This is a genomic window from Ravibacter arvi, assembly GCF_039540405.1.
Taxonomy (GTDB): Bacteria; Bacteroidota; Bacteroidia; order Cytophagales; family Spirosomataceae; genus Ravibacter; species Ravibacter arvi.
In genome coordinates this window covers 1-22903 of record NZ_BAABEY010000002.1, presented here as the reverse complement: position 1 = coordinate 22903, position 22903 = coordinate 1, and the positions used below count along the sequence as shown (strand labels likewise).

The window sequence follows — 22903 nt, the reverse complement described above, 5'->3', positions numbered from 1 at the left end:
ATCACCGGTATTTACAGGAATGTTTTAATACATAAGCCCACAATAGCGGCAACGAGAATGATATAGGGCTCTTGAATCTTCTTAACATAAATCAGAGCCAACACAGTCGATATTGCAATAATAGCAGAAGGGATATCCACGATCGAACGAGTGGCTATGACAAACACAGAACCTACCAGGGCGCCAACAACCGCGGCTGTAATCCCGTCCACAAATGCTTTGATGCTGGTGTTTTTGGAAATTTTCTTAAAGTAAGGCGCGGGCAAAACAGTAAATACAAAGCATGGAAAAAAAACGCCTGATGCGGCAACAGCGGCACCTGCGAATCCCGAAACCAGGAAACCTATAAAACCCACGGTGATTACCACCGGGCCGGGTGTAATCATTGCCACCGCCACCGAATCCAGAAACTGCTGCTCGTTGAGCCATCCCATTTGATTGACCACCCCCGCTTGCAAAAACGGAATGATAGCCAGTCCGCTACCAAAAACAAATGCACCCGCCTCGGTGAAAAACAATCCAAGCTGGGTAAGCTTGCCGGGATGGAACTCCCAGAACCCGGTTCCGGTCAAAAGGATCACCGAAAGCGCGTTTCCCTTCCTTTGCATCCATTTTGGCGGCGCTTTCACTGCCATATACACCAACCCTAAAAAGATAAAAAGCCAGACCTCTTCTCTTTCCAGAACGGCAGTCACTACAGCCATTGTAAAAAAGAAAACCCAGAGCAGCCACCGGCTTCTGATCGCCTCCGGTTCGATTTTACTCACTGACTTTAGCGTGAGCTTATAACAACTCAAGGTAATGATCCCTATGACAGCAGAACCGACACCGTAAAAGACCGATTGCATCCAGGGCAAACCTCCATAAACTTTGTAGGCCATACCCAGCAATACCACCATAATAAAGGAAGGGAGTACAAAGGAAAGCCCGGTCAATGTCGCCCCCCAGATACCATAGTGAACGTAGCCAAGATAGATTCCCAATTGAGCCGCCAGGGGGCCAGGTGCAAGCTGCGCCAGCGCTAACCCCTCGCGGTACTCGTCTTCACTGATCCATTGGCGCTGCTCTACCAAGTCCCGGTGCATATAGCCCACCAGTGCTACGGGCCCTCCAAAGCCGAGCGCGCCCAGCTTTAAGAAGTATTTTGTGATGTCTGCAAGACTATACCTGGCGGCGTCTTTTTGCGCGGTTACAGTTTCCATATGTGTTTTTCTTTTTGAATGTATTCGTCCCTGCATAGAGCGCGTCACAGACTTTTGCGCCGACTTCAAGCATATGGTGGTTGATCGCGCGGACTTCCAGGCAGGTACCAGGTCATTTCCTGGCAAAGCAATCGTATGGATTGCCTGGGCCCCATTGTAAGTGCCTTTTTAGCAACTGCGGTCTCGACTGAAGCTATCGCTTGGGCTGGTAGCGCCGGTGTTTTTAACGGTGCACCACTGGCAGCAGGCCTGTAAAGACCCGTCGGTCCCGCCGCAGCGAAAACCGAACTTGTTTTCAGCCTGTTTCTTCTGAAAAAAAGGGTATCAGTCATCATCTTTGCGTTGGTCGGATCACGTTTGGCATAATGTATGGATCCCCTGCAATACTATCACATTTGCCCTACCAAAGGATAGAATAAAAATTACGTTTTGTATAGATTTTACTTTTGATTAACAATTTCTGATGTTGGGAAATTTTGACATGCGCGGCCACAGATCCGCTAACGGCCTTTCCGAATCCTGCCACGACACGGGTTACGGTTCAGGCAGGAAAACGGTATATCGGAAGCCGGTTAAAGCAGGGCAATTTATCCGGGGTGGTGCTGCAGTTAGCAACACTGGTCCGGCAGCAAGACTATTGTTGGCAAGCAACGAGTTAGTAGGCCGTTATCACCAAGTCCGCTCGGATGAAAGTTTCGAAGTCCTTTGTGGTTGCATTTCCTTTTATCTCTCCGAATCTTTTTGCAATTACTTTCGAAGGGATAACACGAAGCTCTACTTCGAAAAAACCTTCAGAAACATTTGAGATACTACAGCCCTAACATCCGCATCAATCCCCGGTCAGAATCAATCCCACTGCCCCGGGAAAGTCATATAGAAAACAACCTTTTCCTGATTCCATGACTCTTATCCCAAAAAACTAAAACACCCAAGTATTGCTTGAAATGAAAAATATCTTCTTACTCCTGCTTTTGGCCTCTATAATTTCCTGTAAAAATGCACCTCAAGAAGAAAAGCTATCGCAAAACCCTGAAAAGTACCGAAATGGCGAATCCTATCGGATTACGGCGGGAGAGCAGGCAATACATCTGAACATTTTAAGAATAATGGAATCGAGGTGTCCGAGCGGAGTTAAATGTATCTGGCAGGGCCACGCGGGGGTTATGTTTGAAATCGGTATTGGAAAGAAAATTTTCACCGATTCTGTTTACACATCCACCTATTCGAATATGAGTTTGTCTAATACCCGGGAATTTACCGTTGATGGTAAAACCATACGCGTTACCTTGAGAGGGGTAACCCCGTACCCTTGCTACCAGTGCAAGAACATACCTCCAAAACAGGAAGCCATTATGGAAATCAGGCGGGTGTGGTCCAGTCCGTCATCTGACCTAGCATCCGATGTTCACAGACCGGTTCCGACCTTAGAAACCATCGCGCGCTCGTTGCTTCCCGTGAACACACGGGTTGCTAAATTAGCAAGCGCCCCATGGCGGGCTATTCCTTATATTCTGTTTAAGTGCTCTGCCGCCCTACGGCGGTGGTCAGTCAACCCAAAATTCACATCCAGGATATAAAGCCGCAAAAGCTTGGCCCGCAAAGCCCCGGCTTCAAGAAAAAACCTGGACTTTGCGGGCTTACCCGACAATAATACGGAACGTGTAACAGAAGCGAAGCCGCGATAAACCGCTACCGGGACCGTTTCATGTCCATTACCTGGCTACGTCAAATGTGTAAGTTCCTACCCGGCGGACTGCCTTGTAAGGTTTCCCGTTATGCTCGCCGGCCTCTTCTGAAAAGACCGCTGCTTCAGCCTGGTAGCGGCCTGCCCAGATCGGTGAAAAGACTACATTCCCTTTGCTGTCACTCCGGAGGTCCCTCTTCCATCCGCTCGGGGAAAATATCTCTACATGTACTTTTTCAGCCTGCTCTCCTTTCAGCAGCACATCCAGGCTCAGCGGCTTGTTGACTTTATAGAGTTTAGACGCGTCGGCCCATATCTTCAATTGCCCTTCGTTAAAGCCGGGCTGGTTGCCTTTACCCGACTTGCCGATATTTACCGTTGCAACGGAATTGTACTGCAGCCTGGTCGTTCCGGCCAGGTCCTTGGGTTCGTGGCTTACCGTCAAAAGGTAAACGCCATCCTCCTCCGGCGTAAATTCTGCCAGGTGGTGATCGGTTCCGGCGGTAGTAGCGAGCTGTATCTTCTTTCCATCGGGGCTGGTTATAAAAAGTTTGAAATCCGACATGTCAGAGAACCATTTGTCGGCAGCATCATGCTGGTTATCTCCGAATTCTCCCCAGAAAACTTTCACCGCCTGCTTTTCTCCCTTCTTTGCGGGGCCGAAGGTTTCAATCCAGAGTGCATGGGCAGACAAACTGCCGGCAGTTATGAAAGAGAGTACCGATAAGATGATTAGAATACGTTTCATTGTAAGTAAATGGATTAAGTAGGTTAAATTCAGTAGTCGACCTTGACGATTGAAGTGATATTGCCTCCCTCGACCTTCATCCCCTGGGTAGCTGTTCCGTTGTTGACATTGATTTTGTAGATGTAGTTGCCGGCCGAAGTGTTGATTCCCACATAACCCGTCGATTTCTCAGTATCTCCGGTGTTGTTATTGTAGGGAGACGAGACCGACAAGATTTCGGGAACGCCCGTCACCCACGTAAAAGTCTGGTTAAAGACGTCGGCGATCGCCAGCCTTCTCGGCGCCGCTACCGTATGGTTGGCATTTCCGTACATACTGAGCAGGAATTTCCCATTCCCGAAATACGTCTGCTGCGCGATTTTATAGCCGCCTGACTTTTCCTGAACATTGAAGAAGTAGCTTTGATCGAACTCAGTTGTGCCGCTTTTAATCCTTACGAAAGCAGAAGGCCTGGTGCTGACCGGAGCCCCGTTGCTGGTGGCACTCGCCGGGGAGAACCCGTAAATATCGCCGTTTTCAACCACCTGGAGACCATTGTTGAAATAAGCGCCGATAAAGCTGGTTCTGTTGTCTTTGATCACTTTTTCGAGGGTAAGATCCGGGTATGAGAAAACAGCGATCCAGGTGCTGTCCGGATAGGCAGTACCAAATACGTCGGGCGCCGCCCCCTTGATACTCATGTAGGGGGCAAATACTTTGTTCCCAACCTGTGTAGCCCAGGTGAAATGCGCCCGCTCGCCGTTACCGGCCAGCTTGACGACGTTGATTTGCGTCTCTTTTACAATCTTGGATGAATCGGCGTTTATCCGGATGGCCAGTGCCGTTTCTGTTCCGCTCCTGGGGACCTTGAGCAGCAAAAGGTCATCTTTAACGGGCGCGAAAACCTGGACCGTTTCGGTTTGAAAATCGGACCATTTTTCGAGCTTGCCGTCTGCGTTGAGCTTATAGGTGGTAACCGCTCCGGGATTACCCTGGCCGTACAGCAGGCTGAAGAACCTGTGCTTGTGCTGCACATAGTATCGGTAGCTGCCGTCCTGCTCAATGCCCTGGCCGACCGTGCTCAGTATTCCCGACTCAAGCTGCCCGCTGGTAAGCAGGTAGTCGGCCACTCCCTGAGCCCCGCTCGAGGCCGCGATCACATAGGTGGTTTTCCCGAGCAGTTGCCCGTCACCGTCTCCATTACCGGGATCCGGGTCATTTTTGTCGCACCCGCTGAACACAGCTGCACAGCACAATAGCGCCAGTATACTATTTCTTGTTTTTGTTACCATGGTGATTATACTTGTTATTTGTTAATACTGAATTTGTAAAGTCATATCTGCCTGCCCCTCAGGAAATAGCGGAGCTTTATATAAAAGGCGCGGCTGGGTTTCTGAAGGCTGAAATTGTCGTAGAGCTTCGCATCCGCCAGGTTTTTGCACTCCAGGGCGATGTTATAGCGGCCGCCGGCCAGCGTATAAATGATGTTGGCGTCGTGGGCCAGTTGCCTGGGGATGTCGAGCTTATCGTTGCCGAGGCTGGGCCAGTAGAGATAATAAGCGTGTACATACAGCAGGTTATAGCCGACTGTAAGCGTGTTGCCGGGCGATCCCACATTTTTAAAAAAAACGGAGGCGTCCGCATTTCCGAAAAGGAAGGGCATATTGGGGATCCTGTCCCGGTAAACCGCGCTCACTACCGTCTGGTTTTCTTCAAATTTTGTATTGTTGCGCAGGTTCTGGTAGGTCATATTGACGCCGAATGCAAGCAATTGCTTAAAGGAATACCGGATTTCCCCATCAAACCCCAGGTTGGTCACGTCAGCCAGGTTGGCCATTACCTGCTTGGTCTGGTTGGCATTAAGCCGCGGCAGGATGAAGCCCCGGGCGTCGCGGTACAGGGCGTTGGCGTCGACGGAAAAGCGGTGTATGGAATTGATGTGCGCGTGGTAACTGATACCCAGGTTATAGTTCTGGCTGCTTTCGGGATTAAGGTTGATATTGCCTTCGAGGTTCAGCAAATCGCCGTACAGCTCTTCGGTTTCGGGAAGCCGGTAGCTCTTTTCGTAGGAGATCTTGGCCTGGAAGTTCCTTCTCAGGAAATAGGTGCCCGCAATACCGTATCCATATTTCTCAAAGCTGTTCTTTTGCTGCAGGTACGCGACATCTCCCCAGTTGCCGGTAGGATTATAGGAAACGCCGTACTTGTTGTGCTGGGTAAACCGCTTGAGGAAAACTGACGAATTCCATCGTTCGCTATGGCTATATTTGTAGCTCAATCCCAATACGTTTTTACGGTTGATCCGGGGTTGCTCATAGTTATCGCTGCCCGGAAAAAGCTCGTCTTTCCCTTTTCGGTTGAAAGTATTGAACACGTTGTTGAGGATCACCGAATGTCGCTCGCTGATCTCGTAGCTTGCATTGGCCGTTACCAGCCCGTTGTTATTCCGGAATTTGTACAGCGACCTTTCCCTTTCCGCACCCGGACCGGCAAATTGCTTGAACTGCCGGAACCAATTGTATCTCCGGTAAACCGTGTCGACATTCTGCTCCTGGCCCAGGTTGTAGTTCCCGGTGATATTAACATGCAGCCCTTTTACGATAAGGTCCCGTTTCTGGTACCTGATGTTCGGCATAACAATATTGCCCCGCCTGTACCAGTCGCCGAAAACACTTACCATCCTGGCTCCCGTTTGTATGTCGGCTTTGTTCTTACCGAGTGTGACGCCCACCAGCAGCTTGTCGGCATACTTTTTTCCTACCACACCTACATTGGCAATAAGGGTTTCGTTATGGTAGGTGTCGTGAAACCGTCTCAGCCTTTGGTTGCGGTAATATTGACCGGTATTGATATCGGCTACGTCAACGGTGATCCGGTAGTTGTTGTCGGAGTAGTTCTGAAAAGCATTGAGCTGTACCGTAAACCCGTTTTTTGTAGTGAGCCCGGCGTTGACGGCGCTTTTATGCGTATTGAACGACCCAAAAGAGTAGGATACATCCAGGTAGGAATTCCGCGAATTACTGGTGACGATGTTCACGGCCCCTCCCAACGCATCGGCGCCCAGCCAGATCGGCACCACGCCTTTATAGACCTCGATCCGCTCTGCCAGGTTGATCGGGATGTTGTTGAGCTGAAAAGAGGAGCCGAAATTGTCCATCGGCACCCCGTCGATAAAGAATTTTACCTGGCGGCCGGTAAACCCGTTGAGCGAGAAGCTCATCCTGGAACCGACTCCCCCGCTTTCCCTTACCCTGACTCCCGATACCCTGTCGAGCGCGTTTGAAAGATCGAGGGTCGAGTTGTGCAGCTTTTTGGCATCTACAGCGATCACGTTATAGGCGAGCCGGTTGACTTCCTTTGCTTCCGACCGCCCGAATACCGCTACCTCGCCCAGTTCTTTCGTATCGGAAGTTAGCTTGAAATGAACGGTTTCATTTTTCCCGTTTGAAACCCTGACTTCTTTTTCCTGCGACGAATAGCCCAGGAAGCTCGCCGAGACGACGTACTTGCCCGAAGAAATCCCGTTCAGCTCGAACCGCCCGTCTGCATTGGTCCGAACTCCGGTCGAATATCCTTTGATCAGCACGTTTGCCCCCGGCAGCGACTCTCCGGAAGCGGTTCTGACCGTGCCGGTAATGGATTGTGCAAAAGAAGACAACTGTATAAAACAGCACACCGCAAAGGACAATATAATGCTGTTACGCAAAATGTAGTGATTCTGCATTGTTCTTGAGAATGTTATGATGTCTGGAGGCGAATACCCATTCTACCTGCCTGTTCCCCCGGCCTGCCGGTTCGGATTTTATTCAGGTTTCCCGCTGAACGCGGTAAAGTTAATTCATTATTTATAATTAGACTAAATAAATAATAAGAAAAAAACAACATTCCTTATCTGATCAAACAGAAAGCCGGAATTTTACAATCAAGCGAGGTTCTCTTTTCCGGAAAGTCCTTACCTCTAGTGCTGTACGGCGAGAAGACCGTGGCCGCCCTCATGAGGTTTTCAGGCGCCTGGTTACCTGCTGAGGCCGGCCCGGGCGTTCCGAAGGGGTTACATTCTCTTTCCCGAGCATATTAAACGGTTTGGCCTGCCGGGAGACTTTAACGTAGGCGAACGCGCTGGTAACGGCCAGGAGCACAAACAGCGTGTCTATAAGGAAGATATCCACGGCCCCGTCCTTCCAGGTATTCCACATCCAGAGGCCCGTGGCAATCCCGTTTGCCAGCGGGACCGCCGCGCACAGGAAAACAGAAAGTAAAAGCACCTGTTTGTTCATGAGCGGAAGGTTCCGCCACAGCATCAGGTAAACCGCCAGAACCAGCCAACTGTAGAAGTATACGTTGTATATCAGCGACTGGTCGACAGCCTTTGCTGCCTTCAGCATGATAAAGGTAAATGCCGTAACGGGCAGCATGCTCAGGCAGGCTGCCATGAAGAAGTTGGAGGCCCAGAAATTGAAAACGCGCTTGTGCTTCGGTACACTGACCTTATCCCTGGCCACGAGCCAGATCATGATACCCGACAGGATAACAACGCAGCCCATTAGCCCGAGTATAAAAAATACGATCCTCATCGGCGTTCCACCGAAATCACCGAAATGCAGGTGGTAAACCAGGCTTTTTACCCGGTCGATATAGTTGGTGCCGGTGAATGGAGATTTTTCCCGCAGGACTTTCCCGGTGGCAGCTTCGACCAGTACAAACCCCGACCCGGCGAAATTGAGCTTGGGGTCGGCCTTCGATTCCAGCGCTACCTGCATGCTTTGGTCCAGGTAATTCAGGATATGGATTCTTGTAACCGGGTTTGAACCCCATTTCCCTTGCCATTCCTGTACGAATTTATCCAGGTCGAAGCCCGATACCTCCAGGGGCGAATACGTATATTCCACCTTAAGGCCCCTGTTGTATTGCAGCTCCTCGTAAACTTTATCGGTATCCCCGTCAAAGAGAACCTTTCCAAACGGCCCCAGGAGTACGAAATTGACAATTAGTATGACGCCGGTTACGGCAAAAACGAGCTGGAAGGGGAAGCCGATCACGCCGAGAGCCGTATGCATATCCGTCCAGACGGTTTTCCACTTGCTCCACGGCCGGAAAATAAAGAAGTTCGAAACCATCTTATCCCAGTGGAGGAACAGGCCCGTAATGAGGGCAAACAGGAAAAGAAATGAAACGATCCCCGCCAGCAGGTACCCGAAAGGGGTGCCGAGGTTGACCGGAAGCGGTACCTGGTTAAGCTGCGCCAGGAAATGCAGGCGGTAGAGGAACTCGCCCATGGTGTAATTGTCAGCATAGGACCCGGTCTTTTTATCGCTGAAATAATGCGAGAAGTAGGCCGAATCTCCGTCTCCGCCCCGTCTGCCGCGCCCTCTGCGCCTGCCTGCCTGCTCTTTTTTAGGCTTACTGATGGTGCTATCCATCGAAGCGCTCATGTTGACATAGGTCCCGTTGCCCTGTCTGAATGTGTAGAAGTCCAGGTTCCGCCCCCTGAGGTTGTAGTGGCGCGAAAGGGAATCAATCACGAAATTATATTCCGGCGCGGGTTTACGGGCTACCGTGGAGGCGCCCGTCTGCCAGGCGATTATTTCATCCTTGAAAAATGAGAACGACCCGGCAAAGAAGATTACATAAAGCAATGCGGCAATAATGATCCCGCTTATGGTGTGCGTATGGAAATAGATGTTGTACTTTCTGGCATCCATGGTCAAAGATTTATTTCAATAAATACGGGAGTGCGAAAAGGCAGGTCAGCACGAGGTAGGTAAGCCATACCTGCCACACGTTCCGGGCTATGAAAGCCCAGAGCAGCAGAAACGCCCAGAGTATATACCCTGAGAAAAAGGCGGTTGCAATGACTTTTTCCCGGGGGAGAAAGGACGCAAGCAAAAGATGAAAGCTCATCATCACGGCATAGCCGCCTGCAGTTCCGGCCAGTATTTTGTTCAGGCGCATCCAGGGAGATCTGGTGAGGTATTTTTTGTTGGCGGGCATGTGATCAGCTGGTTATGATTTCCAACATCGCGACAAGGCAGTAAACAATCAGAATAGATCTCACCCCGAAATAGTGGAAGGGGAAGAGCAATACGGCAAGGCTCCCGGTCATCATCAGCAGGACGATACTGCCGAACAGTCCGCTTCCCGGCCCGAGAAGCTTCATGCAGAAGAAGCCGGCGGTCGCCATGATCAGAACCGATAGCAGCCTGCTGTACCGGGCGTTGGCGGCCAGGTAAGTCAGTGCCTTGTTTTTCTCGGGCCAGGCAACCCGCTCAGAGGTGTTCATCCAAAGGATAAATGCACCAAAATACATAAGGGATAGTGTTGTAAACATAGGGATGCAACGGAGTGTTGTTAGACGTTGCAAAGATAGAGGGGATTATTCCGAAAATTAAACTTATTTAGACTAATTATTTTTAAGGAGTAAAAACGTGCTGATACAAAGCCTTTTACTTTCCTTGGGATGCTCGTGGCCATACCTATGGTTTTCCACTGACAGACGAACAGCATTGCTCCCAGCGGAAAAAACTGTCATTCACCAACAAAGAAAAAGGGATAATAGTATCAGTTATCGGAATAAAAGCCTCACCTTTCAGGGGCCAACAATTCTGGAACACCCGGAGAGTGTTTCTGGTGACGATACAGAAACAAACATTGCGATCAAAAGGAAAATATCCCGCATAATTAGTTCCGTCCGGCCTTTCATTGAACCGCCAGGAAGTCATGGACGGAACGTTTCAAGAAATCGTGCGTAAATCAATTTCATCAGATGCGAGAATTATTAGTACGAAGCGAAACGATGTTTCAACCCGATTCCAGCCGGGTGATAGCCAGGTTCCTGTTTACCAGCACAGAAAGGAGCAAAAATATTATTTCTTCCCTTCTAAGCCTCCCGGACCGGGAGCAGCAACAGGTATTGTCCAGGGTTCTTAGGAGATACTCGAAGAGGCATAGAAATATTCTCAAAATATTCGAAAGACATTTCAGAAAGCTGGAAAGGGTATTCAACGAGATGGAGCTGCAGCCCGGTTCACTGAGTTTATCTCAAAAAATGCTGATCGGCGCCTATTTTACGATGGAATATTCTATTGAGGCGGCTGCATTCTTTAACCCCTCTATAATGGAAGATCCGGATCAATCGTCGGTGGAACGGGGAGAAAAGCGCATTATCATCAGCTTCAGAGCAACCGGAGAAGGGCATATTTCGTCCATCGTATTCCGGTCCGCAATAATAGACCGTGCAAACCGGATCACAGTTGAAACGCCTGGCAGGATGCTCGACTCGCCAGAGCACATCCGGAACCATGTTTTCAAGAAAGGCTCGTTTCTCAGGAAACTCAGAGAAATGCAGAATTTTAAGGACATTGCTTATGGTTTGATTAGTGAAAAGCTGACCGAAACCTTCACATACGAAGAGCTCAAGCGTTATGTAGAGGAGGTTCGGAGCGGAATCGAACTGGACGAATCCAGCTCCATTTTTCTCCGGGAAGCGATGTGGCTGGCCTCGTCGCATTATGAAATGGACTTTTCTCTGGACACTGATATTTCGGAGAGAGTTATCTTTCCGATAGCTGATACGGAAAAAAAAGGGATTGAAGATGCACGGTTTGTCAGGTTCATCGACGAAGGAGGGGCCGCTACTTATTATGCCACTTACACCGCCTATGATGGAACCTCGATTTTACCCAAGCTACTCGTCACAGAAGATTTTTATCATTTTAAGGTACTGCCTATACACGGCGAAGTAGCTCAGAACAAGGGCATGGCGTTATTTCCAAGGAAAGTGAACGGAAAATACGCGATGTTATGCAGAATAGATGGGGTCAGCAATTATATTGCCTATTCCGATAATATAAATGTCTGGAGAAATGCCTACCTGTTGCAATCGCCCGTTTTTCCGTGGGAATATGTACAGGTTGGTAATTGCGGATCCCCTATCGAGACAGAAAGAGGATGGATTGTTATCACACACGGCGTGGGTGCGATGAGGGAATACGTACTGGGTGCCTCTCTCCTGGAACTGGAGCATCCGGAAAATGAAATCGCCCGCCTAAAGACACCCCTGTTGGTTCCTAATCAGAAGGAGCGCGAAGGGTATGTCCCCAATGTCGTATATTCTTGTGGAAGCCTTATACATAACGAAAGCCTGATTATTCCCTACGCTATGTCGGACTATGCTTCAACGTACGCTGTGGTGAAACTCGATGAACTATTTGCCAGATTTGAATCGGGAGGATAACCGGAGGCCGAGCTCTTCCTTAAAGTAAGCCGGCTGCCTGAACCGGAAATACGGGTATTCCCTGTGAAACCGCAGTTTCATTTTTCCATAAGGCTGAGTATTTGCATGAGCAGAAGGCGATCGAGGGAAAAATACCGGCTTACATAAAGGTTCTGCTTACATTTTCGTCACTTCCTCAAAGGCTTCCAGTACAGTAAGATGGGAGATCAGGTAGGCCAACGTGCTCTCGGCTCCCTGGTTACGGTTTACGCCGTAACTTTCAAGTCCGTCGCAGCAACCTTTCGTTTCAAAATCATATAGACTGATTCTTAGATCATTTTCGCCGAGAAACCACATAAAGCAAGTATATAGCCTGGAAACATACGCCTGATTTTTGGTGAGTCGGAATGCCTGGTGAAACATCAGCACCATGGCAAGCGCATCCAGCGGCTGTTGGGCAAACACAGACTGATCGCCATTCTGTTTATACCACTCTTCATTGCCAACAATGGATAAATATCCATTCTGGAGGGTAATATCGGCCAGGAAATCCATACTTTCGAGGCCGATCCGCGCTACTTTCTCGTCTTTAATAAATTCAGCTGCATGTAAAAGCGCCAGAGGGAGGAAGCCGTTATCGTATGCCAGGATCGGTTCAAACCAAGCCCAGTCTGGTTCCTGGTGGCGGTCAAATTCAGTTATGAGTTTATCCGATAAGTCGCGTAGAACCCGGGTCATTTCCTCATCGGCAGGGTTACTTTTCAGATAATAACAAACCCCTACGATCGTGTTGGCGATACCTCTCACTGACCGGAGTCGGCCAAAGTTCGGTACCGCATCAAAGAAAATCTCGCGGCCGGTCTGGTAGTATGCGTCATTAGGGGCGTTACCCAACAGGTACCCCAGCGACCAGATTGCACGACCGAAAGCATCTTCAGAACCCACTTCATCCAGGAAGCTCCGGTTAAAGCTCAGGAAATTCCTGAATGCGCCGTCTTCATTTTGCATGTAGTTAATATAACTCAGGTAGGTGGGGGACAGCTTAAGAGCAAGCGGGTGCTTGTTTCTTTTATAAGCCATCAGGACCATGAGTAAAGCTCTTGCATTGTCGTCCAGGCAGTATCCTTCTTTCAGGTTGGGTATTCCATACTTGGCGTGCTGAATAATGCCAGTGTCGTCGGTTAACCTCAATACATGGTCCAGTTGGAATGGCGGCAGGGTAAGCGGATTTAAAACCTGCGGTTTCCTTTCTTTAACATCGGGTTGCACAGCTACTATTTCCGCCGAAAGTTGTATATATTTTTCACCTATTTTAGGCCAGGTGATTTCCCGTCCGTACGCAAAGGCGTTACTCCTCAGTACCCGCATTTCCTCCGGATTATCCAGTAAATCCAACAGGATATCTCGTAGCGCCCATACATCCTGAAATGGAAAGAGCCTGCCTCTGTCGTTTGCCAATAATTCTTTAGCATGCCAGTATGGGGTAGAAATCACCGCCGTCCCGGCGCCAATGGCATATGACAGGGCCCCGCTGGTGATCTGCGCTTCATTGGTGTAGGGAGTGATGTAGATATCGGCAGCGGAGAGGTATTTGAAAAGTTCTGACTGACTTATAAACTCATTTAGAAAAATCACATGTTTTTCAATACCGAGCTTCTGTACCTGGCCGGCGAGGTAGACCCGGTATTCTTCCCCTGAATGCCTGATCACATGAGGGTGTGTCTTTCCGAGGACAATGTAAACCAGCTCCGGGTACTTATCTATAACCTCGGGAAGAGCCTTCAAAGCAGTTTCAATACCTTTATTTCTTCCGATAAACCCAAAAGTCAGCAACACTTTTTTCGAAGATAGCCGGAATTCCTTTTTTGCCCATAGTTGATCAAAGTGGATATCAGGCACGCCATGCTCGATTTTCACAATTTTCTTAGCGCTAATCTCATACTCTTCAGTAAGCATCTCAACTGCTGTCTGGCTCATAACGACAATCGAGTTCGCGAGCTTACAGATTTCTGTCAGCACCGCTCGTTCGTTATAGGATGGGTTCCTCAGAACCGTATGGAGGGTCACCAAAAAAGGGACTTCCAAGCGATACAGTAAAGGCAATATGTAGATACCATTTTGCCCGCCAAATATCCCGAATTCATGTTCCAGAATACAAATATCTACCCCGCTGATATTGATCAGATCAGCCGCTTTCAGGTAGTCTGCCTGTTCCTCCTGCCTGATAGACATGATCACTTCTTCCGGGTAGTCGTACCTTTGGCTGTTATCATCCACTGCGATAACAATTCCCTGATGGATAGTGCCGTTACCTCCCCTGCCGATGACAGAACTGAAGAGGTCTTTGGTAAATGTACCGATCCCGCACTGGCGGGGCGGATAGGTAGCTATAAATGAGATTTTCATGTGCAGTATTATTTTATTAAGTCAACTCAATTATTTCACATAAATTGAGATTAAGGTAGTGGTGTTACTAATCAGGAATTATTAAAAAAGTATGTTCAGGAATATTAAATGATTACCTTTAAGAAAAAACATATACGACAATGTCTAAAGAGAAGTCAGAGAAAAAGGAAAGCAAGAAGAAGCCTCAAAAAAACCTAAAGGAAAAGCGGGCGGAAAAGAAAGATAAACGCGAGGATAAGCGTCGGAAAGAGTAGCTATTTTGTACGTTTAAAAAAGAGGACAAATAGGTATATTAAAACCTATGACAAATATAGCAATATAAATATTAACAGAAATTGCTATGTTTCTGCGCTCTTCAACAGTCAAAATTATTCGATTAAAACACCGGTATTTCCGGGCACTTTACGTTCATAGAACTTTGTAGAGTATCGAGTTCATGTTGACCCCGGCTCCCATAGCGGCCAGTATCAAATACTTCCCCGGGTTAATGGCGTGATTTTCCAGCCGGCCTTTCAACATTAAATCATACATAGTGGGCAAAGTTGCGACCGAACTATTTCCCAGCCATGAGATTGTCATGGGCAGCAGATTTTTAGATGGAACAGGCAGATCATGCAAACTAAAAAGTTGCCTGAGAACCGCCTCGTCCATCTTTTCGTTTGCTTGATGAATGAGAAACTTATCGACTCTGCTCAGGGGGAATTCTGCTTTTTCGAGCGTTTCTTTTATCATTCCGGGCACCGTCTTCAGTATGCTCTCGTAAAGCCTGTGCCCGTTCATTTTTAGGAATAGCATATTCCCGGAAAATTCCGGATTAGATGAACCACCCATCCGGATAAGGTAAGCAAAATCGTCTGTATAGGACTTAACTGTACTAGCCAGTATACCTACCGGGTCTTTACTCCTGATGCTCTCCAGGATTACTGCACCGGCTCCGTCCGAATAGATCATACTGTCCCTGTCATGCGGATCGCAAACCCTGGAAAGTGTTTCAGCCCCTATGACCATAATTTTTTTCGCACTCCCTGATTTCAAAAGCTGATCTGCCTGGATCACCCCTTGCAGCCACCCCGCGCAGCCAAAAGGCAGATCCAGGGCCAGCGTTGAAGGATTCGCGATCTTAAAACGATGCTTTACCCTGGAAGCCAGGGCAGGAACAAATTCACTTTTGCGATTGTCAGCGCGGATGTCTCCGAAGTTATGCGCTACAATGATTCCGTCCAGGCTTTCGGGATCCGTTCCAGATGAGATCAGCGCATCCTCTGCAGCCAAAAAAGCGATATCGGAGGCAACCAGATCGTCTGTTACATAACGTCTTTCCCTGATACCAGAGATCTTTTCTAATTTTTCGATGATTTCGGCAGTCGGCTTGCTCACTTTGGTCCCGTTTTCATCATAAAACAGATGGCCGATAAAATCCTCATTTAGGACTCGACGGGTTGGTATGTAACTTCCACTACCGGTGATAACTGTATAGTTCTGCGACTTCATAATGCCGGTAAGATTTCTGATCTGCTCACAAATGATGAATTAGAAACCGATGACAGCGGTTTTTAATTTTGGGAAGTAATGTAACCGAGCTTCTACCGAACATAGTAAGCTTTAATTTCATAGCCTCCTTCCGGCAAAGAAATTAGCTCAAAATCGTGGCTCAGCAACGCTTTATAAGCAACTCCAAAAACAGTATTACAATCAGAAAATTTTTCACCATTTTTGTAAACTATGTCACCGTATTTTATATTAAATTTTGGTGTAACACAATTGTCGTTATGAGAAAATATTTCATTAAAATTCAGTTTCATTATTCCGCGCAGTTAATTGTTATTTTCTTACTTTTTACGAAAAACAATACTTACTATTTTCTATATTTTTAAAAAACATTTGGAGCCTCTTGATGAAGCCCCAAATGTTCTAATCTCCTTTCGAAGCACCGGCATAGCTTTACGCTATTCTTACGTTAATTGCATTTAGCCCCTTTTTTCCCTGAGCTACATCAAAAATCACTCTGTCATCTTCACGTATCTCGTCGAAAAGACCGGACGAGTGAACAAATACGTCTTCGCCTCCTTGTGTGGGGGAAATAAAACCGAACCCTTTAAGGGTATTAAAAAATTTTACAATTCCTTCTTTCATTACTCTACTTGTTTTAAATTAAATTATTTACTTATTTTTTTCTTCACTAGCAAAATAGCGCTGAATCTCTTGACTTATTTCGGTTTGAATCAGCCACATTTGCTTTCATTAAAGAGGGTTATCTGCAGAATTTTACAGGCGTGCTCGCGCAATTACACACACATTGGGAAGCTCTATGTCGATCCCTCCGACCGCAATGTCGGTAGTAATCAGTTTACGAATCCGGCCGTACTTTGAATCACCAAACGCTTTCCGCCTGTTTTCCGGAACCGGTCCACCGGCGCCGGGGCGATATAGCCCGAATTCGGAAGTTGCCCGAAGAATCAAATCTATTAAGCTACACCGTCGACTGTTTGTTGCCTGCAGGGGAAAATGTACGAGGAAGCGGCTGTTCCTTCCTCCTGATTCGTGGTGTGCAAGGCTTTTACGGCAAAGAAAAAGTGCCCGCACAACTCTCCGGTCAATCAGTAGGCCGGCATAATTTTTATACTATGAAAAGTAAGAATCAGATTAAAAGGCGGCTGGAATAGCGAAAACTGAGGAAGAGAAAAACTCTGGTTGGATCAGAAGTAGCAAAGGCAGAAGCCAGATTATATTTGAAACAAAGGTAGTCAAACTTATTAACACTACCTAATTTATTTTACCCGTACATTTATTGTTGCCGAAAGCACGGTGCTACAGCACACCTTTCTTTTGTTATATTAATACCTTCCGTCCGTAGGACAGTAGCCTGATGTTATCACAAGCATGCCTGTTATCCAGCCGAACTGGGCCACTACAGAATGCTGAAGGTCAGACCGAGGCCTGCTGATGCGGGAAGCGTTATAATAGTTGGATTTGAAAAATCTCCGCCTTTATTTACGTATATACTATTAAGGAAGCTCAGCCACTTCAGTTATCGGGGACCTGAGTTCAGAAAACAAAATCCACAGTCGATCAGATGCGCGACCTGCATGCCTGTCTCGGAAGGAGTAACCGCTACCAAACTATTTCCAATAAATCAAAACAAATCCCATACTCTTGCGTTTTATTATTGAAGAATGTCAACTGCCCGGACCTAATGTTTTTTTGCTTGGCCTCTCATTTTTCGATTCGTTTAAATCAAAAAAGAGAATGCGCCAGTGAAGAAAAATCCGGTTCTGCCCGGAAACAATAACAATATTACTTAACAATAGGAATTTCGGGTTGAAATACCCGGAAAAGCACCGGTCGTGCAGAAGGGCACGCGTTCTCATCTCAATAGTTTAAAAAATCTGACCTGCTGCGCATCATTGAGGCGGTCGGTTGAGGTTGTACTTTTTTCGTCTATCCATTGTATTATCCTTTTTACTTCCGATCCGGGGATTTTATTTTACTTGTGGCAAGGTGTGTTTCACAAATCCTGTGTTTCTGCCTCCGCCATATTTTGCGATATCGGTTTGTCATAATAGAAAAAAATATAAAACAGGCGTTTCCGGCCAGTTCCGCATCAGAAGTCGGGAAAATGGTTAGCGCCTATTACCGTCACATCAGTGATCTCTGTATTGAGCCGATATTATTTTACACCGCCCCTGCCTCCCTGAGGAAAAGTTTGACGACCTTCGAAAACACCTGTGTGCTGGATGATTTATATCGTTTGAGACGAAATGTAGTTTTACTAGCCTCTCACTACGGGAACTGGGAATACCTGATCAATCTGCCTTCCCAGACCGCCTATACAGTTTCTTCAGGATATTCTCCGGCAAAGAACAAGGTAGTAGACCGCCTTTTGCGCAGGATACGATCCCGCTTTGGCGTAAACCTGATCCCCAAACATCTTCTCTACCGACGCTCCATCGAACTGCTTCAACAAAACGACAGGCGTAATATTGTGGTTTTGATAGCTGATCAGCGGCCCGCTCCCGATAGCAGGAAACACCGTCTGACTTTTTTGGGCCTCGAAACGGACGTACAGATTGGAGCAGAACGTATGGCCAGGCATACCAACGCAGCGGTAGTCATGGTAGAATCCATGAAAGTTACGCGCTTTAAATACCATTACCGATTCGAACTTCTGGGAGACCAGCCGGTTGATGCTGCATATTCGCTAGCTATTACGACTACCTATTTCAAACGATTGGAAAATTCAATCCGTTCTTCTCCTGTTTACTGGCTATGGTCTCATGACAGGTGGAAAGATCGGAACCAGCCATCCACGAAAGCTTGAAGGCCCTATTAAGTCGGTCCTCTCCCAAGATCCGGCATCATGTATACAAGATGAAAATAGCAAATGAAAGAGTTTAAGATATCAAAGCAGATCACGAACAGGGAAACTGGTTCTGTCAATAAATATTTACAAGAAATTAGTAAGATGGAAATGGTCACCCCTGATGAAGAAGCCGAGCTGGCACTGCGGGTGCGTCAGGGCGACCCGTTGGCTCTGGAAAAACTTACTAAAGCGAACCTGAGATTTGTCGTATCTGTAGCAAAAAAATATCAGAATTCCGGCATACCGCTGGGCGACCTGATTAATGAGGGAAACCTGGGTTTGATAAAAGCCGCAAAAAAATTTGACGAAACCAGGGGGTTTAAATTCATTTCGTATGCCGTTTGGTGGATTCGCCAGGCCATTATCCAAAGCCTCACCAGCCATTCACGAATGGTAAGATTACCCCTCAATAAAGTAAATGATTCCTATAAAATTCAGAAGTATTTCTCGGGCCTGGAACAGAAGTACGAGCGTGACCCTACTGTAAACGAGCTCTCCGATGCGACCGGAATATCATCCGATATAGTGGAACACAACCAAAGATATCCAGGCTGGCACCTGTCACTGGACACCCCTTTTCATGACGGGGACGGAATCTCTTTGCTTGATGTTATACCGGATTCCGGTTCGTCTGATCCGGATCGGCCCCTGCTAAAGAATTCTTTACAGATGGATATTCGGGGAATACTTTCCAAACTGGATTCAAGAGAACGGAGCATACTGGTCAGCTATTACGGATTGGACGGACAGCCGTCAGCGACACTGAACGAACTTTCCAGGCAATATAATATGACTACGGAACGTGTGCGTCAAATTAAAGAAAAAGCGTTACTAAGGCTAAAAGGGATGCGTGGATCCGAAATTTTAAGATCCCATCTGCAATAAACACCGCCTATTTTATGGGAAGGGGACCGGTAGTCTGTCCCCTCCGCCGTTATAGCAGATTTAGTAAATACCTTAGCTGGAAACATAGTACTTGTCCCGCAGCCGGTAAGCAAGATTCACCAGGGCTATCAATGCAGGAACTTCAACCAGCGGGCCGATAACGCCAACAAATGCCTGGCCGCTGTTGATCCCGAAGACGCCGATGGCTACCGCTATCGCCAGCTCGAAATTGTTCCCGGCAGCGGTAAAGGCAATGGAAGCATTTTTTGAATAGTCCGCTCCCATGCGCCGCCCGGCAAAGAAACTTACTAAGAACATCAGCACAAAGTAGATTACCAACGGCACAGCGATGCGCAGCACATCTACCGGGATCTGCATGATCAATTTCCCTTTCAGACTGAACATGACCACGATGGTAAAGAGCAAGGCAATCAGCGTGACCGGTGATATAAATGGCACGAAGGTCTTCTCAAACCAATGTTCCCCTTTTATCCTCATCAGCGCAAAGCGGCTGATGACACCGGCCGCAAACGGAATACCCAGGTAGATGCCAACACTTTGGGCTATCTCTTTCATGCTGATGGGCACGTTCATGCCTTTAACACCAAAGAGCGGCGGCAGCACAGTTATGAAAATATAGGCGTAAACACTATAGAGCAGTACCTGGAAAATGCTGTTCAGGGCTATAAGCCCGGCAGCGTACTCCCTGTTGCCACCGGCCAGCTCGTTCCAGACAACAACCATGGCAATGCACCGGGCCAGGCCGATCAGGATCAGCCCCGTCATGTATTCGGGCTGCTCTTTCATGAAGATGACCGCCAGCAGGAACATCAGCACGGGGCCGACAACCCAGTTCAGGAAAAGAGAAAGGAGCAGTACTTTCACGTTGGCAAACACCTGGTGCATTTTTTCATAACGGACTTTGGCAAGCGGCGGGTACATCATGAGTATCAGCCCGATTGCAAGGGGAAGGTTTGTTGTTCCGTTGGAAAAAGAATGGATGAAGGCTTCCGAAGAGGGAATAAAATATCCGATCCCCACGCCCAATACCATTGCCAGAAATATCCATAGTGTGAGGTAACGGTCCAGGAAGCCAAGTTTTTTTCTTTGATACAAGGGTGTGCGGCTATGGGTCATCCGGATTAATTGAGATACTTATTAACAAATTGCTGTGAAAAATCTTTTATGGTATTGCGAACCGATCTGAAAGCAGCCGCTATCTCTTCTTCCGAGCCGGTTGCCTTTGCCGGGTCCGGGAAGTTTTCATGAATCTTCTCTGCAGTAGAGGGAAAGAAAGGACACCGTTCCTTTGCGTTGTCACACACGGTGATGACGTAATCGAAATCAATATCCAGGTATTCAGAGATATTATTGGAGGTATGCCCGGCGATGTCAATGCCGTCTTCAGCCATTGTCCGGATCGCCCCGGGGTTAACGCCGTGGGTTTCGACACCTGCGCTATATACCTGTGCCTTACTGCCCGCGAAATGACGGAGGTACCCTTCCGCAATCTGGCTCCGGCAGCTATTGCCTGTACAGAGTACTAATATTTTCTTCATGTTATGTGGTATCAACAATTTAACAACAACCGCTTCCAGGCCTACAGCAAGCTGCTACAGCAACTTCGGGGACCTGCCTTCCGGCGTTCTCCTGCGGAACCCCGCATCTATCCGGCGCAAGGCAGGCGGTCTGCTTGGGCAGGAGGATGAAGTCTGTGCCGTCAAACCCCAGGTCGTACCTGCCAATGGTTTCAGACTGGTATTCAACCTCTATTTCCAGGTCGGCGATGCCCAGTTTTTTTTCCGAAAGGGCGATAATGCCCAGCAACTTGCCGGCCTTCAACCGGTGTTCGTAATCGTTGGCATCCCATAGCTGGAAGTTAGCCACCTTTTCGTGCCGGACAGTGCCGCCGCAATCAATAAAATCTTTGGTGATGATCCCCACCTCGGTGACATGGAAGTGTTCGGGCACACTTGATCCGTCCGGCTTCCTGAAATTAACACGTTCCAGGACCTGTAGATGTTCTTTGATTTCTGATAGTTTCATTATACTTTATTTTTGACTTATTGCAATATTACGATTGATTTGAGCAAAAAATTAACAGCAGCTTTTGGGTTCGTTATAGGAAGCAAAGAACACCGCGAGGTCGCTCTTCAGCCGTTCCCAGACTTTCGGCTCTATGCAATAGCAAACCGTTACGCCTTCAATAGTGCCCTGGATGATGCCGGCGTTCTTAAGCTCTTTCAAGTGCTGGGAAATAGTTGCCTGCGCCAGGCCCAGTTCTTCTACCAGCTCCCCACAGATACAGGCATTGGCGCTGATGATCTGCTGCAGTATGGCAATACGCGCCGGATGCGCGAGCGCCTTCAGCATGGTTGCCATCCGGTTCTGTTCATCCGTAAATATTTCTGCTTTCGTAAGTCCCATAGGTGACATGACAATCAATCGCAATATTACAATATATGTATTAAAATTCCAAAGTGCGGCATGAATTTATCCACCGGGTTATTCGCTTTTTTCCTGGCCCTCCCCTACCAGACCGGGGAATTCTCGTGCGTCTGTCAGCGAAACAACCACCAGCGCTGGTAGGCGGCGACGAATCGGGTCAAGCACAACACTTCAGGATAAATAGAACGTCTACAGGTCTACCTTATTAAAACAAAGCTTTCCTGTCTGAAAACCAGCAAACAACGATAGTCGTGCCTTCTATCGGCTCTTCCGCGCCGGCTTCGAATTAGATCCGTTCTATTAAAATTATTGAAAATAACAAAGAAGATAGTTTTTTTACCCATAATTGACTAATTTTCCACCCTTTCATATCCCGGATTGCTGCGTCATTTGGAAAAGAATAAATTTCTTTCATCAATACGAATTTATTCTACACAGAAAGGCTACCCAGGAACACACTTTAAACATCAAAATATGACATAAAACTGCTCCCCCTCAGGAAGGCTGCCAGGCTGGCGCTTCTTTTACACCATGACATTATGGATATAGCGCATTCCTCAGAGAAACTTATCCCGTCGTCACGCTATGCATGATTGTACATTCTGCTGCCTCGCGCACTGAATGATTTTAAAAGTACCTATCCGAACAACTGAAATTTAACAAATTAATTCCAATGACCAACTTCCCCCCCCTTAGGAAAAACCGGCAGCTGGGTAAGCTCATCCTGATATGCCTTTTGCTGGTTTCATTTGCATCCGTAGAAGCGCAGCCCTGCCCTAACCTGGCGGGCGGAACAAGCACTTTCCGCTTTTCGGAGCCCTTTAATGAGACGTATTTCCCGTCAGACCTTCCTGCGGGGAAAACCGGCAGAGCACGCTCGACGGCCGGTCGGATGATAATAGAGGAAACCATGACCACTACTTACCCGCTCCGTACCGTAACGATCAACCCTGAATTTACGGACGGTACAATGGGCAGT

Annotated in this window: 19 protein-coding genes; 4 read left to right on the top strand and 15 right to left on the bottom strand. The window is 47.7% G+C overall.

Translation table 11 applies throughout. The features are described from left to right. Positions 1-11: 11 nt before the first annotated feature. From ABD852_RS01745 to ABD852_RS01715, 7 genes are all read right to left on the bottom strand, one after another. Entirely contained in the window at positions 12-1202 is a 1191-nt protein-coding gene (locus tag ABD852_RS01745) for a chromate transporter (RefSeq protein WP_345026279.1), read from the bottom strand. A 1712-nt stretch (positions 1203-2914) separates the two neighbouring features. Then, positions 2915-3634 (bottom strand): DUF4198 domain-containing protein, encoded by a 720-nt coding sequence (locus tag ABD852_RS01740; RefSeq protein WP_345026278.1) that lies wholly within the window; start codon positions 3632-3634, stop codon positions 2915-2917. A 29-nt stretch (positions 3635-3663) separates the two neighbouring features. Then, positions 3664-4905: a DUF4374 domain-containing protein gene (locus ABD852_RS01735; RefSeq protein WP_345026277.1), complete on the bottom strand. Its 1242-nt coding sequence runs from the start codon at positions 4903-4905 to the stop codon at positions 3664-3666. Positions 4906-4946: 41 nt separating this feature from the next. After that, positions 4947-7337, bottom strand: a complete 2391-nt coding sequence (locus ABD852_RS01730) for a TonB-dependent receptor (protein ID WP_345026276.1) — start codon at positions 7335-7337, stop codon at positions 4947-4949. 268 nt (positions 7338-7605) lie between these two features. After that, positions 7606-9315: a PepSY-associated TM helix domain-containing protein gene (locus tag ABD852_RS01725; RefSeq protein ID WP_345026274.1), complete on the bottom strand. Its 1710-nt coding sequence runs from the start codon at positions 9313-9315 to the stop codon at positions 7606-7608. Positions 9316-9325: 10 nt separating this feature from the next. Beyond that, positions 9326-9604, bottom strand: a complete 279-nt coding sequence (locus ABD852_RS01720) for a hypothetical protein (protein ID WP_345026273.1) — start codon at positions 9602-9604, stop codon at positions 9326-9328. Between the two features lie 4 nt (positions 9605-9608). Then, entirely contained in the window at positions 9609-9920 is a 312-nt protein-coding gene (locus ABD852_RS01715; RefSeq protein WP_345026272.1) for a hypothetical protein, read from the bottom strand. A 456-nt stretch (positions 9921-10376) separates the two neighbouring features. Here ABD852_RS01715 and ABD852_RS01710 point away from each other — a divergent pair, with 456 nt between their 5' ends. Then, positions 10377-11846, top strand: coding sequence for a glycoside hydrolase family 130 protein (locus ABD852_RS01710; RefSeq protein WP_345026271.1), 1470 nt, complete (start codon positions 10377-10379; stop codon positions 11844-11846). 156 nt (positions 11847-12002) lie between these two features. Here the strand turns inward: ABD852_RS01710 and ABD852_RS01705 are convergent, their stop codons facing one another. From ABD852_RS01705 to ABD852_RS01690, 4 genes are all read right to left on the bottom strand, one after another. Then, entirely contained in the window at positions 12003-14231 is a 2229-nt protein-coding gene (locus tag ABD852_RS01705) for a glycosyltransferase family 4 protein (RefSeq protein ID WP_345026270.1), read from the bottom strand. 408 nt (positions 14232-14639) lie between these two features. After that, the gene (locus ABD852_RS01700) at positions 14640-15722 is read right to left on the bottom strand and encodes a 3-oxoacyl-ACP synthase III family protein (protein WP_345026269.1); all 1083 of its coding nucleotides are present in this window, start codon (positions 15720-15722) and stop codon (positions 14640-14642) included. A gap of 92 nt (positions 15723-15814) precedes the next feature. Beyond that, positions 15815-16033: a hypothetical protein gene (locus ABD852_RS01695; protein WP_345026268.1), complete on the bottom strand. Its 219-nt coding sequence runs from the start codon at positions 16031-16033 to the stop codon at positions 15815-15817. Positions 16034-16172: 139 nt separating this feature from the next. Then, complete coding sequence (locus tag ABD852_RS01690) at positions 16173-16364, bottom strand: cold-shock protein (RefSeq protein ID WP_345026267.1); 192 nt, start codon at positions 16362-16364, stop codon at positions 16173-16175. A 1357-nt stretch (positions 16365-17721) separates the two neighbouring features. On the opposite strand from ABD852_RS01690, the gene ABD852_RS01685 reads away from it, so the two are divergent. Both ABD852_RS01685 and ABD852_RS01680 read left to right on the top strand, forming a co-directional pair. Next, entirely contained in the window at positions 17722-18549 is an 828-nt protein-coding gene (locus ABD852_RS01685; protein ID WP_345026266.1) for a lysophospholipid acyltransferase family protein, read from the top strand. Positions 18550-18612: 63 nt separating this feature from the next. Continuing rightward, a complete protein-coding gene (locus tag ABD852_RS01680) occupies positions 18613-19476 on the top strand; it encodes a sigma-70 family RNA polymerase sigma factor (RefSeq protein ID WP_345026265.1) in 864 nt (287 codons plus the stop codon). A 72-nt stretch (positions 19477-19548) separates the two neighbouring features. Here the strand turns inward: ABD852_RS01680 and arsB are convergent, their stop codons facing one another. The 4 genes from arsB to ABD852_RS01660 are packed head-to-tail and all read right to left on the bottom strand — an operon-like array spanning position 19549 to position 21903. Continuing rightward, entirely contained in the window at positions 19549-20613 is a 1065-nt protein-coding gene (gene arsB, locus ABD852_RS01675; RefSeq protein WP_345026264.1) for an ACR3 family arsenite efflux transporter, read from the bottom strand. A 5-nt stretch (positions 20614-20618) separates the two neighbouring features. Continuing rightward, entirely contained in the window at positions 20619-21035 is a 417-nt protein-coding gene (locus tag ABD852_RS01670) for an arsenate reductase ArsC (RefSeq protein ID WP_345026263.1), read from the bottom strand. A gap of 19 nt (positions 21036-21054) precedes the next feature. Then, positions 21055-21522: a DUF6428 family protein gene (locus ABD852_RS01665; RefSeq protein WP_345026262.1), complete on the bottom strand. Its 468-nt coding sequence runs from the start codon at positions 21520-21522 to the stop codon at positions 21055-21057. 51 nt (positions 21523-21573) lie between these two features. Further along, positions 21574-21903: an ArsR/SmtB family transcription factor gene (locus ABD852_RS01660; protein WP_345026261.1), complete on the bottom strand. Its 330-nt coding sequence runs from the start codon at positions 21901-21903 to the stop codon at positions 21574-21576. 694 nt (positions 21904-22597) lie between these two features. On the opposite strand from ABD852_RS01660, the gene ABD852_RS01655 reads away from it, so the two are divergent. Further along, a partial coding sequence (locus ABD852_RS01655; protein ID WP_345026260.1) for a hypothetical protein occupies positions 22598-22903 on the top strand: 306 nt, incomplete at its 3' end.

Excerpts from the sequence above, each read along its gene's own strand:
- ABD852_RS01720 (WP_345026273.1), bottom strand. The coding sequence starts at position 9,604 with ATGCCCGCCAACAAAAAATACCTCACCAGATCTCCCTGGATGCGCCTG.
- ABD852_RS01700 (WP_345026269.1), bottom strand. The coding sequence starts at position 15,722 with ATGAAGTCGCAGAACTATACAGTTATCACCGGTAGTGGAAGTTACATA.
- ABD852_RS01705 (WP_345026270.1), bottom strand. The coding sequence starts at position 14,231 with ATGAAAATCTCATTTATAGCTACCTATCCGCCCCGCCAGTGCGGGATC.
- arsB (WP_345026264.1), bottom strand. The coding sequence starts at position 20,613 with ATGACCCATAGCCGCACACCCTTGTATCAAAGAAAAAAACTTGGCTTC.
- ABD852_RS01740 (WP_345026278.1), bottom strand. The coding sequence starts at position 3,634 with ATGAAACGTATTCTAATCATCTTATCGGTACTCTCTTTCATAACTGCC.
- ABD852_RS01730 (WP_345026276.1), bottom strand. The coding sequence starts at position 7,337 with ATGCAGAATCACTACATTTTGCGTAACAGCATTATATTGTCCTTTGCG.
- ABD852_RS01660 (WP_345026261.1), bottom strand. The coding sequence starts at position 21,903 with ATGGGACTTACGAAAGCAGAAATATTTACGGATGAACAGAACCGGATG.
- ABD852_RS01665 (WP_345026262.1), bottom strand. The coding sequence starts at position 21,522 with ATGAAACTATCAGAAATCAAAGAACATCTACAGGTCCTGGAACGTGTT.
- ABD852_RS01680 (WP_345026265.1), top strand. The coding sequence starts at position 18,613 with ATGAAAGAGTTTAAGATATCAAAGCAGATCACGAACAGGGAAACTGGT.
- ABD852_RS01695 (WP_345026268.1), bottom strand. The coding sequence starts at position 16,033 with ATGAAACTGAATTTTAATGAAATATTTTCTCATAACGACAATTGTGTT.
- ABD852_RS01745 (WP_345026279.1), bottom strand. The coding sequence starts at position 1,202 with ATGGAAACTGTAACCGCGCAAAAAGACGCCGCCAGGTATAGTCTTGCA.
- ABD852_RS01670 (WP_345026263.1), bottom strand. The coding sequence starts at position 21,035 with ATGAAGAAAATATTAGTACTCTGTACAGGCAATAGCTGCCGGAGCCAG.
- ABD852_RS01715 (WP_345026272.1), bottom strand. The coding sequence starts at position 9,920 with ATGTATTTTGGTGCATTTATCCTTTGGATGAACACCTCTGAGCGGGTT.
- ABD852_RS01725 (WP_345026274.1), bottom strand. The coding sequence starts at position 9,315 with ATGGATGCCAGAAAGTACAACATCTATTTCCATACGCACACCATAAGC.
- ABD852_RS01710 (WP_345026271.1), top strand. The coding sequence starts at position 10,377 with ATGCGAGAATTATTAGTACGAAGCGAAACGATGTTTCAACCCGATTCC.
- ABD852_RS01690 (WP_345026267.1), bottom strand. The coding sequence starts at position 16,364 with ATGAAAGAAGGAATTGTAAAATTTTTTAATACCCTTAAAGGGTTCGGT.
- ABD852_RS01735 (WP_345026277.1), bottom strand. The coding sequence starts at position 4,905 with ATGGTAACAAAAACAAGAAATAGTATACTGGCGCTATTGTGCTGTGCA.